The sequence below is a fragment of the Methylobacterium sp. 4-46 genome, assembly GCF_000019365.1.
In the GTDB taxonomy this organism is placed as follows: domain Bacteria; phylum Pseudomonadota; class Alphaproteobacteria; order Rhizobiales; family Beijerinckiaceae; genus Methylobacterium.
Map to the genome: position 1 here is coordinate 3,423,557 of NC_010511.1, position 16,120 is coordinate 3,439,676.

Annotated in this window: 14 protein-coding genes; 4 read left to right on the plus strand and 10 right to left on the minus strand. The window is 75.1% G+C overall.

Going from position 1 to position 16,120, the window contains the following annotated elements; all coding sequences use genetic code 11:
* Positions 1-26: 26 nt before the first annotated feature.
* From M446_RS14820 to M446_RS14835, 4 genes are all read right to left on the minus strand, one after another.
* On the minus strand, positions 27-464 hold the full coding sequence (locus tag M446_RS14820; RefSeq protein WP_012332905.1) for a DUF3429 domain-containing protein: 438 nt from the start codon (positions 462-464) through the stop codon (positions 27-29).
* On the minus strand, positions 465-1,283 hold the full coding sequence (locus tag M446_RS14825) for a TIGR02186 family protein (protein WP_012332906.1): 819 nt from the start codon (positions 1,281-1,283) through the stop codon (positions 465-467).
* Positions 1,283-2,206: a sulfite exporter TauE/SafE family protein gene (locus M446_RS14830; protein ID WP_012332907.1), complete on the minus strand. Its 924-nt coding sequence runs from the start codon at positions 2,204-2,206 to the stop codon at positions 1,283-1,285. The genes M446_RS14825 and M446_RS14830 overlap by 1 nt, the downstream gene beginning before the upstream one ends.
* A gap of 102 nt (positions 2,207-2,308) precedes the next feature.
* Positions 2,309-6,037 carry an SEL1-like repeat protein gene (locus M446_RS14835; RefSeq protein WP_012332908.1) on the minus strand — a complete coding sequence of 1,243 codons (3,729 nt, stop codon included), beginning with the start codon at positions 6,035-6,037 and terminating at the stop codon, positions 2,309-2,311.
* A 512-nt stretch (positions 6,038-6,549) separates the two neighbouring features.
* On the opposite strand from M446_RS14835, the gene M446_RS14840 reads away from it, so the two are divergent.
* Entirely contained in the window at positions 6,550-6,903 is a 354-nt protein-coding gene (locus tag M446_RS14840; protein WP_265576649.1) for a MerR family transcriptional regulator, read from the plus strand.
* A gap of 355 nt (positions 6,904-7,258) precedes the next feature.
* Positions 7,259-8,548: a c-type cytochrome gene (locus M446_RS14845; RefSeq protein ID WP_012332910.1), complete on the plus strand. Its 1,290-nt coding sequence runs from the start codon at positions 7,259-7,261 to the stop codon at positions 8,546-8,548.
* 96 nt (positions 8,549-8,644) lie between these two features.
* Here the strand turns inward: M446_RS14845 and M446_RS14850 are convergent, their stop codons facing one another.
* The 6 genes from M446_RS14850 to M446_RS14875 all read right to left on the minus strand — a co-directional run bounded on the left by M446_RS14850 (position 8,645) and on the right by M446_RS14875 (position 14,327).
* Positions 8,645-9,280: a riboflavin synthase gene (locus M446_RS14850; RefSeq protein ID WP_012332911.1), complete on the minus strand. Its 636-nt coding sequence runs from the start codon at positions 9,278-9,280 to the stop codon at positions 8,645-8,647.
* The gene (ribD, locus tag M446_RS14855; RefSeq protein ID WP_012332912.1) at positions 9,244-10,440 is read right to left on the minus strand and encodes a bifunctional diaminohydroxyphosphoribosylaminopyrimidine deaminase/5-amino-6-(5-phosphoribosylamino)uracil reductase RibD; all 1,197 of its coding nucleotides are present in this window, start codon (positions 10,438-10,440) and stop codon (positions 9,244-9,246) included. The genes M446_RS14850 and ribD overlap by 37 nt, the downstream gene beginning before the upstream one ends.
* On the minus strand, positions 10,437-10,997 hold the full coding sequence (nrdR, locus tag M446_RS14860) for a transcriptional regulator NrdR (RefSeq protein WP_012332913.1): 561 nt from the start codon (positions 10,995-10,997) through the stop codon (positions 10,437-10,439). The genes ribD and nrdR overlap by 4 nt, the downstream gene beginning before the upstream one ends.
* A gap of 107 nt (positions 10,998-11,104) precedes the next feature.
* Positions 11,105-12,406 (minus strand): serine hydroxymethyltransferase, encoded by a 1,302-nt coding sequence (glyA, locus tag M446_RS14865; protein ID WP_012332914.1) that lies wholly within the window; start codon positions 12,404-12,406, stop codon positions 11,105-11,107.
* Between the two features lie 334 nt (positions 12,407-12,740).
* A complete protein-coding gene (locus tag M446_RS14870) occupies positions 12,741-12,950 on the minus strand; it encodes a SlyX family protein (RefSeq protein WP_012332915.1) in 210 nt (69 codons plus the stop codon).
* Positions 12,951-13,046: 96 nt separating this feature from the next.
* On the minus strand, positions 13,047-14,327 hold the full coding sequence (locus M446_RS14875; protein ID WP_012332916.1) for a L,D-transpeptidase family protein: 1,281 nt from the start codon (positions 14,325-14,327) through the stop codon (positions 13,047-13,049).
* A 252-nt stretch (positions 14,328-14,579) separates the two neighbouring features.
* On the opposite strand from M446_RS14875, the gene M446_RS14880 reads away from it, so the two are divergent.
* Both M446_RS14880 and M446_RS14885 read left to right on the plus strand, forming a co-directional pair.
* Positions 14,580-15,020: a hypothetical protein gene (locus tag M446_RS14880; protein WP_012332917.1), complete on the plus strand. Its 441-nt coding sequence runs from the start codon at positions 14,580-14,582 to the stop codon at positions 15,018-15,020.
* Between the two features lie 73 nt (positions 15,021-15,093).
* Positions 15,094-16,065: a DUF1775 domain-containing protein gene (locus M446_RS14885; protein ID WP_012332918.1), complete on the plus strand. Its 972-nt coding sequence runs from the start codon at positions 15,094-15,096 to the stop codon at positions 16,063-16,065.
* Positions 16,066-16,120 lie beyond the last annotated feature (55 nt).

Here is a 16,120-nt window from a genome sequence, read left to right on the forward strand (position 1 = left end):
TGTCGGCGCGGGCCCGAGGCTGCTCCTCACCCGGCGAGATAGCCCGCGGCGAGGAGCGCGAAGCCGGCGACGCCCGACAGGGCGAGGCGCAGCCGCCCGAGCCAGCGGGGCACGAGGCCGCGGCGCGGCATGTCCTGGTCGATCGCGCCCCAGATCAGCACCAGGGCGCCGAGCAGGCGCAGGTCCCACGGGGCCGGGGCGGCGAGCGCCGCCCAGGCCAGGAGGGAGGGCGCCACGGCGACGACGTAGTCCGCCTGGCGGCCCCCGCGCGAAGCGGCGCCCCAGCGGATCCCGCCCAGGAAGGAGGCGATCACGGCCGCGTAGGCGGCGAGGGCCGGCCGCACGGCGAGCCCGGCCACCTCGCCCCGGCCGAGGAGCAGCAGCAGGGCGAGGCCGAGGAACGGGATCAGCCCGGCTGCGCCGAGGACGAGGGCCCCGGCCGGGGCGGGTGCGTCGCGGTCCATTCAGTCCCTCCGGAAGATCAGGCTGGCGATCCAGCCGGACAGCAGCGCGAGCGCGCCCGTCCCGATACCGTAGAGCAGGGACCAGTCCCGGGCGATGCCGGCGAGGCTGGCCTCGATGCCGGTCTTCACGAGGTCGAAGCGCAGGCTCTCCTGTGCCAGGGGCACCGTCCCGGAGAGCAGCGTGACCGCGACGTCGTAGGTGCCGACCGGCGCCGCGGCCGGGAGCGCCACGGTGGCGCGGAACACGGAGGGCGACAGGAAGCGCGCGCCGTCCTCGTTCTCCACGAAGAGCCGCGCCCGGCGGCGCAGGCGCAGCAGCGCCTCCCGGAACGGATCGTCGTCCGAGGGGGCCGCGGTCAGGTCGGGCGATTCGACGATGGCCTGCAGCCCGAGCCGCAGGCGGCGGCGGGTGGCAGCGTCCGCCACCTCGGCCAGTGGCCGCGACGCGAGGACGGCCAGGAAGGCGGGCACCTCGGCGAATTTCTGCTGCGCGCGGTTGACCCAGAGCGGGCCGAGGGCCTGCCTCTCGCGCACGGTGAGCGACTGGCGCGGGCCCCGGACCGTGATCACCACGTCGTAGCGCCCCTGCCGGGCCGCCGCCTGCCCGTCCCGCTCGATCGCGCCGAACACCGCGAGCGAGGCGCCCGCGTAGGTCGAGGTGACGGCGAGGCGCGTGAAGGACAGGCTGACGACCAGGCTCTCGGCGGCGGCCGGGGCGGCGAGCGCGGCGAGGCCCGCGGCGAGGCCCAGGCGGACCAGGACCGGGCGGAGTTGGGCCGGGCGCGATCGGGCCGGGCGCGATCGGGCCCGCGCCGCCATCAGCGGCCCTCGACCGCAGCGATCGAGAAGGGCTCGGCCGGATGCAGGGCGAGTTCGAGCACGAAGCGCAGGTCCACCGCCAGGACCAGCACGGCGAGGAGCAGCCGGAACGTATCCGCCCGCAGGTTGCGGCCGAGCCGCGCCCCGAACTGGGCGCCGAACACGCTGCCGGCGATCAGGATCACCGCCAGTACGATGTCGACCGCTTGGTTCTGCACCGCGTGCAGCACCAGTGCCACGAAGGTCGTCCACAGGATCTGGAACTGCGAGGTGCCGACGACGACGCCGGTCGGGACCCGCAGCAGGTAGAGCAGAGCCGGCACCAGGATGAAGCCGCCGCCGATGCCGAGCACCGCGCCCGCGAACCCGACGAAGAGGGCGAGGCCGAGGATGGGCAGCACGCTCGCGTAGAGGCGCGAGCGCGGGAAGCGCATCCGCAGGGGCCAGGCCATGTAGGCGGGATGCTCGCGCCCCGCGCGCGGCGGCGCGGCGCGGCCGCCCCGGCGCGCCCACAGGTCGCGCAGGGATTCCCTCAGCATCAGCCCGCCCACGACCGAGAACAGCGTCACGTAGGCGAGGGTGATGAACAGGTCGAGTTGCCCGGCCCGGCGCATCGCCGCGAAGAACCAGACCCCGAGCGCCGTGCCGAGGAGCCCGCCGCCGACGAGGACCAGGCCGAGCCGGATGTCCAGGGCGCCGCGGCGCAGGGCGGCGAGCACGCTCGTGGTGGAGGAGGCGACGATGGGCGCCGTCTGGGTGGCGACCGCGATGGCGGGCGGGATCCCGAGCACGATCAGGATCGGCGTCATCAGGAAGCCGCCGCCGATCCCGAACACTCCCGAGACGAATCCCACGGCCGCGCCGAGCCCGAGGAGCATCAGCACGCTCACGGGCATCTCGGCGATCGGGAGGTAGATCTGCACGGGCGCGACGTCCGGGCGGAGGAATCCCGAGGCTAGGTGGGGCCCGATGAACGGAGCGTGACCGGGGCGGCTGGCCGCGCGAGGCGGTGCCGGCCCGTCCGACTACACTCCGGTCCCGGTGAACTTCCCGGCCGGCTTCGCCTCGGAGCGGCGCGGCGCGCCCAGGCTGGGGGGCGGCGCGCCGATCAGGGAGACCGGGCCGGCGGCCTGGGCGGCCGGTTCGCCCTGCGACGCGGGCGGGTCGTTCACGGCCGGGTCCGCGGGCTTCGGTTTCCACGCCTCCGCGGCGGCCTTCGCGCCGGCGAGGTCCTTGGCCGGGAGCTTGGCCGCGACCTCGTCGCGCTTGCGCCCGGCATCCTCGTCGCCCTGGGCCGCCGCCGCCGCGAACCAGCCGTAGGATTGCGGGAGGTCCTGAGGCACGCCGAGGCCGCGGGCGAGCAGCACCGCCAGGTTGTACTGGCTGTCGCGCACGCCGTGCTCCGCCGCGCGGCGGAACCAGGTCGCGGCCGCGCCGTAATCGGGCTTGCCGCCGGGGGCGCCCGATTCCGCGAGCAGCACCGCGAGATTGTGCATGGCCCGGACATGCCCCTGGTCGGCGGCTTTCCCGTACCATTGCCGGGCCTGGGCGGCGTCGCGGGTGACGCCCATGCCCTTCTCGTACTGGCTGCCGAGCCGGTACTGGGCCGGCGCGTAGCCGCTCGCGCCGAGGCGCTCGAACAGCTTGGCCGCCAGGGTGAGATCCCTCACCATGCCGCGGCCGTCGGCCTCGCGGCTCGCGATCTCGTAGAGGGCGGCGCCGTCCCCCTCCAGGGCCGCCTGGCGCAGGCTGGCGAGCGAGGGGGGCAGGCCGGCGAGGTCCGGGGCCAGGGAGGCGGCGGCCGCCACCTTAGGAACCGGCGCCTTCTCGGGCGCCGGGTCGGGACGGGCGGCCGTCGCCGCGGGCTCGCGCGCCGGGGCCGGCACCTCGCCGAGCGCCTGGGTGGTGGACGGATCGCCGGGCGTCGCCTCGGGCTGCGGCTTGGCGGCGGCGACGGTGGGGACGGGGGCGGCCTGCTCGGGCGCGCCGCCGGAGCCGTTCAGCGCCTGCAGGGCGCCGAGGGCCAGAACCACGGCGGCGAGGCCGAGGAGCAGCGGCCGGCGACGGCGCTCCATGGTCGCGCGCAGCTGGCCCACCAGCCCCGGCCCGGCAGCGATCTCCGGACGGGGGCTCCGCTCGTCCCGGGCGGCCGCCCGCGCCGCGCGGGAACCGGCCTTGCCGCCCGCGGCCTCGACGGCGGCGGCCTGCGCGGCGCGGCGGGCCGCCGCGATGAAGTTCGCCTTGATGTCCGCGGGCGGAAGCTCCGGGACCGGCTCGGCCGTTCCGGGGGCCGGGCGCGGCGGACGCGGCCGGCTGGCCCCGGGCTCCAGCATCTCCTCGCTCGGCGGCACGGCGGCCGGCGCCTGGGCGGCCGCGGGCGCCTGGGGGGCCGCGGGCGCCTGGGGGGCCCGCGCGGCGGACGGCGCCGCGGCGGCCGGGAGCGCGGTGCTCTCCTGCAGCGCCTCGCGCACCGGCGCCTCCCGGCGCCGGGCCGCCGCCCCGAGCGGGCGCTCCGCCTCGATCTGCGACAGGCGCGAGACCAAGCTCTCCAGGGCCGTGTGGACGCCCTCCATGGTCGCCTGCATGCGGCGCTCGGAGGCCTCCTGCTGCGCGCGCAGCTCCGTCAGGGTGGCCTGAAGGGCGCTGAGCTGGTCCGCCGCCGGTCCCGCCGTCCCGGGCAGGCCCGCGCCGATCGTGTCGGCGACCGCGTGGCGGGCGGCCCGCTCGGCGGCGGCCTGGATCGGCGCCTCGTCGCGCAGCTGGGCCACCTGGGCGAGCAGGTCGCTCATGGTGCGCTCCAGCCCGGCCAGGGCCGGATCGCGGCCGCGCGTGTCGAGGCGCGCCGCGAGCGCCAGCACCTGCTTCTCCAGGCCGTCGAGCCCCTCGCCGCCGGAGCCGTCGCCGATCCGGTCGAGCTTGTCGGCGAGGCTGCGCAGCATGCCGTGGATCGAGGCGAGGTCGCCCCCGGCCATGGCGGGCCGGCGCAGGGAGGCGCCGATCTCGTCGAGCCGCTCGATCACGCCGCCGGAGCCGGCGCTCGCGACCCTGTCCACCTTCTCGGACAGGGCCTCGATGCGCCCGATGATGTCGTCCGTGGCGGCCGGCTCCTTGGCGGAGGCGTGCGCGGCGGCCTGCTCGCGCAGGGCGTCGAGCTTGCGGTCGAGATCCGCGAGGCCGCGGGTGATGGCGGGCGGGGCCTCGTCCGGCGCCCGCAGGCCGCTGCGGATCTCCTCCAGGAGCGGCCTGATCTCGGCCACCAGCGGGCGCTGCTCGGCGACGCCGCTCGTGAGCGCGGCGACCCGGGCATTCACCTCCTCGACGGAGCGCGCGAGGCTCTGGATGCGCTCGGGCGCGGCCAGGCTCGCGAGTTGCTGGCGGATCCCGTCGAGTTCGCGGAAGAGGCTGGCGATCGCGTCCCGGTTGGCGAGGCTGCCCGCATCGGCGGAGCCGAGGGCGCCGTCGATCTTGCGCGAGAGGCGCTCGAGATCCTGCGCGAGGCGGCCGTGGACATCGGCGGCCACGTCGTCGGCGAGCCGGCCGACCTGGACCCGCATGAGGTCGATCGGGCCGACCACGGCCGCGAGGTCCTCGGGCTGGCGGGCCCGCTGCACCTCGTCGGCGAGGGTGCGGATCGCCTGCTCCATCGCGCCGAGGTCGCGGCTCGTGGCGAGGCCGGTCACCGCCTCGCGCAGGCGCGTCGTCTCGGCCTGGAGCCCGGCGATGGCCGGGGAGAGCGCGACGGTGGCCGCCGCGGCGGAATCCGCCGCGCGGGTGAGATCGCGGCGCATCGCGTCGACCACGTCGTCGGCTGACTCGCCGGCGTCGAGTTGCTGCTGGCGCTCGCGGATCTCCGCGACGGCGGCCCGCAGCTCCTCCTGCACCGGCACGCCGCGGCGGCCGATCGGCCTCTGGCCGCTCGCCGCGATGCGCTCGCCCAGAGAGGTGATGCGCGCCTCGAACTGCTTCAGCATCTCCTGGAGGGCGGCGGTGTCGGAACTGCCGACGCTCGCCCGCAGCACCGCCTGAAGGCGCCCTTCGAGACCGTCGACGGCGCGGAGCACCGCTTGGTCGACGGCCTCGCGGCTCTCGGCGAGCCGCCGGTCGAGCTCCTCGCGCAGGACGTCGTGCAGGTGCGCCGGATGCGACGCCCCGGGCTGCTCGCGCAGGAGATGGGCCAGCCGGGTCTCGAGTCCCTGGACGGCGCGGGCCACGGTCCGGTCCGCACCGTCGAGGCTCTCGTCGAGGCGGCGGTCGATCTCGTCCAGGCGGCGGGTCATCGCCGCGAAGGCGCCGCTCAAGTCCTGAGTCTGTGGGCGGATGCCGGCGGGCTGCGGCCCCCCTGCCGGGGCATGGCCTGCGGCGGCATGGCCTGCGGGCGCTTGGCCTGCGGGCGCTTGGCCCGCGGCGGATTGGCCCGCGGGGGCCGCGCCGCGCCGCGATTCGGGGCGGGTCGGCCAGTCCCTGGCCTCGGGGCGCCCGTTGCCGCGGGCGGGTGCGCGGCCGTCCCGGGCTCGCGATTTCCCGCCCGCGCGGGCGGTTTCCTGAGACATCGCCGCGGCGAGCCACTCCTCGACCGAGAGGCCGGCACGGCGGGCCGCTTCCCGCGCGGCGTCCCGGACATCGGGGTCGAAGGCGTCGAGGCTGGGGGGAGCGTTCCGTCTCATGAGCGGCTCGGGACCTGTGAGGATCGGCGCGGCGCCGTCGCCGTATGGGCGGAGGGGCAGGTGCCTCGCCCGAAGCAACGATGAAGGCATAGTCAACGGGTTGAGGTACGGGGACCCCGAGCCGGACTTTGTCCCAATCACAGTAAACAAGGTGTTAAGTGGGCCTCCGCGGCCCGGATCGCCGGCCGATCCGGCGAGTCGCACGACCACCCGCACAGCGAATTGAGTGATTTTTGTTCACAACCACAGATCGAGCTGGTGCGTCGCGACGCCCGGCCCGCCAGCGGTGAGGCCGCCTGCGGCACCACGAAACGGTAAGCTGAAATTCTCGGCAACGTGTTGATACATTGGGCATTTTACCGTAAATAACACACGCCCAAGTTGACGTTACCTTTCCCTAAGGTAGGTCAGGTGACCTTCTTTGTGTCATAGTTCCGGCCGGGCGCGGCGTAGGGGCGCCCGGGCCTCGACGCAAAATGCGGGGTTGTTGGATGGCATATGAACGACAGGGGGAAACGATGAGGATGGCCTCCGGACGGACGAACACCCCCGCTTCGCGGTCGGGGCGCAGCGCCTCGAGCCGGCACACCGCCCCCGCGACACTGACGATCGGTGATCTGGCGGAAGAGTTCGGCGTGACGCTCCGGGCCCTGCGGTTCTACGAGGCGAAGGGCCTTCTGCACCCGCAGCGGCGCGGCACCACGCGGCTCTACACCGAGGAGGACCGCAGCCGCCTCGCCACGATCCTGCGGGGGAAGGAACTCGGGTTCACGCTTCGCGAGATCGCCGCCATGGTGGACGGCGAGGAGATCGGCGAGGGCGGCACCACGCCCACCCTGGCCCTGACCCCGGCGCAGGTCGAGGAGCAGATCGCCCATCTGGAGAACCAGAAGGCGGAGATCGAGCGCGCCCTCGAGGCCCTGCGCAGCTACGGCAAGGCCAAGGCGAGCGCCTGACGGGCGCTGGCGGGGGACGCCCGGCGCGGCGCGGCGCGTCCCTCGCGCGATCATGCTCGCCGGCCGCGTGACGGCCCGGCGGGACCCGCGACGCGATCGCGCCGCAGCGAGGCCGCCTCGCTGCGGCCTTCGTCGTTGGCGCAGCCGGGGAGCCCGCGGCGAGGCGCGCGATCCGGCGAGGATGCGGGGAGCTCGGACAGGAGGGGATCTCCGGGCGGCGAGGGCGTCGTCCTATCTACACCGGCGCCTCGCGCAGGTTCCTCTCGCGCGTGATGCGATCGGACCGCGCGGTTGCGGCGGCGCGGCGCTTCCGGTTTGATGGCGGGCCCGCTTCGGCCCGCGATCGCCGTTCCGCATGACCCTGCGAACACTTTTTGTCCTTCTGGTCCTCGTCGCCCTGCCGGCCCGGGCGGAGGCGCCCCTGCGCGGCCATGGCGGCCCGGTGCGGGCGCTCGCGGTATCGCCGGACGGGCGCGTCGCGATCTCGGGGAGCTTCGATCAATCCGCGATCCTCTGGGCCATCGACGAGGGCGCCGCGCTGGCGGTACTGCGCTTCCACGACGGTGCCGTGAACGCGGCCGCGGCGCTGCCCGACGGGCGGATGGCGACCGGGGGCGAGGATGGCCGCGTCGCGCTCTGGCGGCTCGGCAGCGCCGAGCCCGTCGCGGTGTTCGCGGACCATGCGGGGCCGATCGCCGGGCTCGCCGTCTCGCCGGACGGGGCGCGGCTCGCCTCCGCCTCCTGGGACGGGACGGCGCGGATCCGCCCGCTGCCGGGCGCGGACGGGCCGGCCCCTGACCGGCCCGGGCGGGTGGCGAGCGAGCATCGCGGCAACGTGAACGGGGTCGCCTTCCTGCCCGACGGCCGCCTCGTCACGGTGGGGTACGACGCGGCGCTGCGCGTCGTCCCGGAAGACGGGCCCGCCCTGACCGTCACGCTGCCGACGCCGCTCAACGCGGTGGCGACCGCGCCGGACGGCGAGATCGCCGCGGCGGGCGCCGACGGCACCGTGCGCCTCCTCGGCCCGGACGGGCGCGAGCGCGCCGCGGTGGCGATCCCGCCCCGCCCGGTCATCGCGCTCGCGGTCTCGCCCGATGGCGGCCGGATCGCCGCCGCGACGGTCGGGGGCGCGGTGGCGATCATCGATCGGCGCGCCGCCAAGGTCCTGTTCACCCTGGTCGGTCCGGGCCTGCCGGTCTGGTCCCTCGCTTTCCGCTCGGACCAGGAATTGCTCACCGGCGGGAGCGACCGGCTGGTGCGCCGCTGGGACCTGCGCACCGGCGAGCCGATCGGCCCGCTGGCGATGGCGGCCCCGGCGGACGGACTCGCCGCCTTCCGGGGCGAGCGGGGCGCGGAGGTGTTCCGCGCCTGCGCGGCCTGCCACACGCTCGGGCCGGACGGCGGCAACCGCGCCGGGCCGACGCTGCACGGGATCTTCGGCCGCCGGATCGCCACCGCCCCCGGTTACGGTTACTCGGAAGCGTTGCGCCGCCTCGACCTCGTCTGGTCCCCCGAGACGGTGGCGCGGCTCTTCGAGGTCGGGCCGTCGCGCTACACGCCAGGCACCAAGATGCCCGAGCAGACGATCGGGGATCCCCGCGACCGCGAGGCCCTGGTGCGCTTCCTCGAGAGGGCGACGCGCTGAGCGCGCGCCGCGATGCCGCCGCGTTGCCGGGAGAGGCGCGCCCCTTGCGCCTCGGCGAGCGCGCTCAGCGCGCGGCTTGGGCCTGGGCGAGCGCGCTCAGCGCGCGGCTTGCGCCTCAGCGAGGCGGGCGGCGTAGCGGGCGATCAGATCCACTTCCAGGTTGACCCGGTCGCCGGCCCGGCGCTCGCCCCAGGTCGTCGCCGCCAGGGTGTGGGGGATCAGCAGGACCGTGAAGGTGTCGCCCGCGACGCCGTTCACGGTGAGGGAGGTGCCGTCGAGGCTGACCGAGCCCTTCTCGGCGATGAAGCGCGCGAGGTCGGGCGGGGCGCGGAGCACGAAGCGGTCGCTCGCCGCGGAGGCGTCGCCCTCCCCGCCCGTGACCGCCTCCCGCGCCAGGATCTCGGCGAGGCCGTCGACGTGTCCCGTGACGAGGTGGCCGCCGAGCTCGTCGCCCATGCGCAGCGACCGCTCCAGGTTGAGGCGGGTGCCCGGCTGCCACGCGCCGGCCGTGGTGCGGGCGAGCGTCTCGGCCGCGGCGTCGACCGTGAAGCGGCAGCCGCCCTCCTGCGGGACGATCTCCACCGCCGTCAGGCACGGGCCCGAACAGGCGATCGAGGCGCCCACCGCGATCGTGGCGGGATCGTAGCCGCAGGCGATGGTGATGCGCCGCAGGCGGTCGCCGCCCTCGACGGCGATCACCCGTCCGACGTCGGAGACGAGGCCGGTGAACATGAGGAACTCCGCGCGTAGGTGGTGAGGCGGTCCGGGCCGAGGGGCCGCTCGGCGACGCGGCGCAGGCCGCCGGCGAGGCGGGCCGCGAGGGCCGGGCCGATCGCCGGCTTGCCCGGCTGGCCGAGGGGCGCGGCCCCGGTGAGGAGGAGGCAGGAATCGACGAGGTCGGCCGCCGCGAGCGCGTCCGCCAGGGTCGGTCCCCCCTCGCAGAACACCCGGGTGATGCCCCGCGCGCCGAGCGCGCGCAGGGAGGCGGCGAGGTCGGGGCGCCCGTCCGGACCGGCGGGCAGGCGCAGCACCTCGGCGCCCGCCTCCCGCAGGGCCCGCTCGGCCGCGGGCGGGGCCGCGGCGCCGGCCAGGATCAGGGTTTGGGCGCGGCCGCCCGGGCGCAGCAGCCGCGCGCCGGGCGGGAGCTGCAGCTGCGGATCCAGCACGACCGGCAGCGGCGAGCGGTCGCCGAGGCCCGGCAGGCGCACGGTGAGCGCCGGATCGTCCGCGAGCGCCGTCCCGATGCCGACCAGGATCGCGTCGCTGTGGGCGCGCAGCCGGTGAACCTCGGCGTTGGCGAGGGCGCCGGTGATCAGGAGTCGCCCCGCCCCGCCCGCCGCGAAGCCGTCCGCGGTGCGGGCGAGCTTGAGGCAGAGGGCCGGCCGGCCCGTCGTCACCCGCATCACGTGCCCGGCATGGTCGCGGGCGGCCTCCTCGGCGCAGGGACCGACCGTCACGGCGACCCCCCCGGCGCGCAGGCGCCCGTGGCCGCGCCCGGCGACGCGGGGATCCGGGTCGTTCATGGCGCTCACCACCCGGGCGACGCCCGCCGCCAGCACCGCGTCGGCGCAGGGCGAGGTGCGGCCGTGATGCGAGCAGGGCTCCAGGGTGACGTAGAGCGTGGCGCCCCGGGCCGCCTCCCCGGCCTCCGCCAGGGCGACGCGCTCCGCGTGCGGTCGCCCGCCGGGCTGGGTCACGCCCTGCGCCAGGATCCGCTCCGCGCCCGGCGGGCCGGCGACCAGCACGGCGCCGACCGAGGGATTCGGCCAGGTCCGCCCGAGATGGCGACGGCCGAGCGCCAGGGCGAGGCGCATGTAGCGCCGGTCGAGGGAGGCCTGCCGGTCGGGTCCGGGCTCGGCCCGGTCGGGCCCGGGCTCGGCGGACGCGCTCACGCGCGCGACCGGGCGCGCCGTGCCGGCGCCTCGCCGCCCTCCCCCGGCGCAGCCGCCGGCCCGGGCGCGGCCTCGTCCGGCGGCTCCGGCTCGCCCCCGGGGCGCCCCGCCCCGTTGAGGCGCCCGAGCAGCTCCTCGAAGTCGCGGGCCTCGCGGAAATTCTTGTAGACCGAGGCGAAGCGCACGTAGGCGACGTCGTCGAGGGCCTTCAGCCCCTCCATGACGAGTTCGCCGATCGCCTCGCTGCTCACCTCCGCCTCGCCGCCGCTCTCGAGCTGGCGGGCGATGCCGCTCACCAGCCGCTCGACGCGGTCGGCCTCGACCGGGCGCTTGCGCAGGGCGACGTCGATCGAGCGCTGCAGCTTGTCGCGGTCGAACGGGACCCTGCGCCCCGAGCGCTTCACCACGGTGAGGTCCCGCAGCTGCACCCGCTCGAAGGTGGTGAAGCGCCCGCCGCAATCCGGGCAGATCCGGCGGCGCCGGATGGCCGAGGCGTCGTCGCTCGGCCGGGAATCCTTCACCTGCGTGTCGAGGCCGCCGCAATAGGGGCACCGCATCGACCGCCGACCCTCCGTGAGGCGCCCCCGGCCCGGGGCGGCGCGCATGAACGACGAGGGCCGGGCCCGCTGCCACGGGCCCGGCCCCCGAATCGCGTGTTAATCGATCAGGCGTAGATGGGGAAGCGGTCCGTGAGGGCGTGGACCTCCTCCAGCACCTTCTTCTCGGCCGCGCCGTCGCCCGCCTCGCCCGCCCGGGCGAGGCCGTCGAGCACCGTCACGATGAGCTCGCCCACCTTCTTGAACTCGGCGACGCCGAAGCCGCGGGAGGTGGCGGCCGGGGTGCCGAGGCGGATGCCCGAGGTCACGGTCGGCTTCTGCGGGTCGAACGGCACGCCGTTCTTGTTGCAGGTGATGCCGGCGCGCGAGAGGGCCGCCTCGGCCGCCTTGCCGGTCAGGTTCTTGGGCCGCATGTCCACCAGCATCAGGTGGTTGTCGGTGCCGCCGGTGGTGATGTCGAAGCCGCCCGAGATGATCGTGTCGGCCAGCGCCTTGGCGTTCTCCACCACCTGCTTGGCGTAGATCTTGAAGTCGGGCGAGAGCGCCTCGCCGAAGGCCACCGCCTTGCCGGCGATGACGTGCATCAGCGGGCCGCCCTGGAGGCCCGGGAACACGGCCGAGTTGATCTTCTTGGCCAGAGCCTCGTCGTTCGTCAGGACCATGCCGCCGCGCGGGCCGCGCAGCGTCTTGTGCGTGGTCGTGGTGACGACGTGGGCGTGCGGGAACGGCGAGGGATGCACGCCGCCCGCCACGAGACCGGCGAAATGGGCCATGTCGACGAAGAACACGGCGCCGACGCTGTCGGCGATCTCGCGGAACTTGGCGAAGTCCCAGTGGCGGGGATAGCCCGAGCCGCCCGCGATGATCACCTTGGGCTTGTGCTCCTCGGCGAGCTTGGCGACCTGCTCCATGTCGATGCGCTGGTCCTCGCGGCGCACCGTGTAGGAGACCGGCTTGAACCACTTGCCCGAGACGTTCGGGGGCGCACCGTGGGTGAGGTGGCCGCCCGCCGCGAGGTCGAGGCCCAGGAAGGTGTCGCCCGGCTGCATCGTGGCCATGAACACGGCCTGGTTCGCCTGGCTGCCGGAATTCGGCTGCACGTTGGCGAAGTCGCAGCCGAACAGGCGCTTGGCGCGCTCGATGGCGAGGTTCTCGGCAATGTCGACGAACTCGCAGCCGCCGTAGTAGCGGCGGCCCGGATAGCCCTCCGCGTACTTGTTGGTGAGCACCGAGCCCTGCGCCTCCAGCACCGCCCGCGACACGATGTTCTCGGAGGCGATCAGCTCGATCTCGTGCTGCTGCCGGCCGAGCTCCTGTTGCACCGCGCGGGACAGTTCCGGATCGACGTCAGCGAGGGAAGCCGAGAAGAACGAATTCGACAGGGGAGTCTTGGCGGTGCCCGCGCTCATGTTGACCTCGACTGCTGGAGTGTTTCGTCCCGTGGACGGATGGTTGAGCCATGTCGTCCCGTTGGCCGGGTTTTACACGGGGGTGAAACCGCGGCCAAGACCGGCCCCGGGCCGCCGCGGCGGATCAGGGTGCGGCCCGCGCGCGCGGGATCCCGTCCCGTGCAGATCCCGGCGCGGTGCCCGCCCACGGGCGCCGTCCGGGTGCCCGGCATCTCCCCGCCGTGGTAGCCGCTCAAGCCGTTTTAAGTCAAGGAAGACAAAGAACAGAAAAACTTAATGCCCTGACAGAAAAACTTGGCATGCCAGCGGCCGGGCGCGCCGTCGACGCTGTTCGTCAGTAGTGGGGCGGTGGCGGCTCCTCGCCGGGCGCGGTCGGGCGCTCGGCCATCTCGCGCAGGCGCTCCTGGAGCGCGGCGACCTGCCGCGCGAGCTGGTCGAGCTGGGTCCACTGGGCGGCGACCATGCGGCTCAGGTCCTCGAGAGCCCGCTCCTGGTGCGCCACCCGGATCTCCAGGTCGTCGAGGCGGGTCTCCGGCTCGGCCATGCTGCCCTCCGAAAGGGAACGGCCCGGGCGAGGCCCGGGCCGGGTCATCGGCGTCGCGGCCCGGGCCGCGCCCGGACCTCCGCGGGACGCGGCGCGTCAGTTGGTCTGGCCGTCGTCCTCGTCCGCGAAGTTGCGCGGGGCCTGCGCGGCCGCCGTCATCGCGGCGGTCGGGGCGCCGACGCCGTCGCGCTTGTAGATGTCGTCGCGGAACTGCACGAGGCCGTCCGGCGTGGACCAGGCGGTGATGTAGGTCCAGTAGACCGGGATCGGCGCCAGCGGGCGGGCATCGACGCGCTGGCCGCTCTGGATGATCGCCTCGATCGTCTCCGGGTTGCCCTGCGGCGTCCCCTGCAGGATCCAGGCGACGTAGTCGCGCACGTTCTGCACGCGCACGCAGCCCGAGGAGACGAAGCGGAAATCGTCGCCGAAGATGCCCTTGGCGGGCGTGTCGTGCATGTAGACGCCGTGCGGGTTCGGGATGTTGATCCGCACGAAGCCCATCGAGTTGAGGTCGACGCCCGGATCCTGGCGGAAGCGGTAGCGGGTCGCCTCGTCGGAGCGCCAGTTCACCTGCGACGGGGCGATCTCGCGCTCGCCGTCGAAGATCCGAATCTTGTTGTCGGTCAGGTAGTTCGGCTCCTTCTGCATCTTCGGGATCAAGTCCTTCTTGATGATAGAAGCCGGGACGGTCCAGTAGGGGTTGAAGTTCACCTCCTGGATCTTGGCGTTCATGATCGGCGACTGGCGGTCGATCTTGCCGACGCCGGCGGCGTGGCGGGTCGCGACGTGGTCGCCCTCGACCGTCTCGACCAGGGCGGCCGGGATGTTCACGATCACGTAGCGGGCGCCGAGATTGCCCGAATAGGAGCGCAGCCGCACGGCGTTGAGTTCGAGCTGGCGCAGCCGCACGTCCGCCGGCACGTTCATGGCCTGGACGGTGGTGAGGTTCATCGCGCCGGTCTCGTTGAGGCCGTGCCGGGCCTGGAACCGGCGCACCCCCGCCTCGACGTAGGAATCGTAGATCGGCGAGGAGCCCGCCGCCGGATCGAGGTCGCCCGAGACGATGAGGCGCTGGCGCAGGGCCACCACGGCGGGGCTCTTCGTACCGACCCGCAGCCGGTCGGCGCCGGAGACCGGCTGCCAGCCGCCGCGGGCGACGATGTCGCGGTAGCGCTCGATCATCTGCTCGGTCGCGGCGAGCGTCTGCGGCGAGAGGATCGGCGTGTTCGAGCGCTGAACCCGCATCGTGGCGGCGGAATCGTAGTTCTGCGCCCATTCGGCCTGGGCGAGGCCGCGCTCCTCGGCCAGGGCCGGAAGAGCGACGGCGGTCAGCAGCGCCAGGCCAAGCGAACCGCTGAGGGAAGCGCGTGTCAGCATGGGACGAAAGCTCGTGAACCTTTGGGGAGGACGGACCGGGGCGGGCGGCACGTCACCGCTCGACCCGACCGTGGCCGGATGCGGTTAAGACTCCATGGCGACCCGGCCAGATTGTGGCGGAACGGCTCAGGTCACGGGGAGACGCCGCCTTCGGTGTGGACTGCGGCGCTGCGGCAACAGGCGGTGGCACGGTCACGATTCTGCGACCGGGCGCGCGTGGCGGGGGGCGGCCGGATCGGCTAGAGCAGCCCCATGACGACTCCCATGCCGACGGAGCGGCCGGCGCAGCATCCGTCGAGGCGCCGCGGCGCGGCGCAGGACCCATCGAGGCGGCGCGCCGCCGCGCGGGGCGCGTGGCCGCGGCGCCTGCGGGCGCCCCTGGCCGTGCTCGCGCTCTACGGGCTGGTGCTGCAGGCCTTCCTCGCCGGCATGGCCCCGGGTTCGGCCGCGCGCGCCGCGGGGGTGGTCTGCGCGGAGCACGGGCCGGCGGCCGAGCGTCCGGGCCCGCTCGCGGCGCATTCCTGCTGCGCGGCCGCCTGCGCGGCGCAGGCGACGCCCCTGCCTCCCCCGGCCGCGGCCCGGGCCGCCCCGGGGCGGGCGGCGATCCGGCTGGCCTGGCGGCCGGCCGCGCACGCCCTGGCGAGTCGGCCCCCGGCCCGCCCCGCCTCGGCCCGAGGCCCTCCCCTCGCGTGAGCGCGGCCGCCCGGCCGCCCCGGTCCGCGGCCCCGCGGGCCGCCCCGATCCCTCACGCGAACGGATTCCCACGATGTCGTGCCTTCTCCGCGGCGGCCTGACCGCCCTCCTGATCGCCTCCTCCGTCCCCGCCCTCGCCCACGCCGTGCTGGAGCGGCGCCAGGCGGGGCCCAACCAGCCCTACCGGGCCGTGGTGCAGATCGGCCATGGCTGCGACGGCAAGGCCACCACCCGGGTCACCGTCACGGTGCCGGAGGGCGTGGTCGGCGCCAAGCCGATGCCGAAGCCCGGCTGGACGCTCACCACCGTGACCGGTCCCTATTCCCGCGCCTATCCGCACTACCACGGCGAGATCCGCGAGGGGGTCAAGGAGATCACCTGGAGCGGGGGCAACCTGCCCGACGACCAGTTCGACGAGTTCACCTTCCAGGCCCGGATCTCGGACGCGTTCAAGCCCGGCGAGACGGTCTATTTCCCGGTCCGGCAGGAATGCGGCGAGGCGCGCATCGCCTGGACGGAGATCCCGGCCGCGGGCCAGAACGCGCACGACCTGAAGACGCCCGCGCCGGGCGTGCGGATCGTGGCGGCCGCCCCGGTCACGGCCCAACAGGTCGCGGCCCAGGCGGCTCCGGCGATCCAGGCGGGCGACCTGACGATCGAGGGGCCGTGGATCCGCGGGACGCCGGGCGGCGCCAAGGTGGCGGGCGGCTACCTGCGGGTGACCAACCGGGGCAGCGCCCCCGACCGGCTCGTCGGCGCCTCGATCCCCCTCGCGGCCCGCGGCGAGATCCACGAGATGTCGGTGGCGAACGGGGTGATGCGGATGGCGCCGGTCGAGGGCGGCCTGACGATCGAGCCCGGCAAGACCGTGGAGCTGAAGCCCGGCGGCTATCACCTGATGTTCATGGACCTGACGGGGGCCGCCAAGGCGGGCGAGGCGATCGAGGGCACGCTGACCTTCGCGCGGGCCGGCACCGTCAAGGTGACGTTCCAGGTCGGCGCGATCGGCGCGTCCGGGCCGGCCGCGCAGGAGCACCAGCACTGAGGAGCGGGACGGGGCGCCCTCGCGGCGCCCCTCCGGCCACCCACCCGCGGGTCAT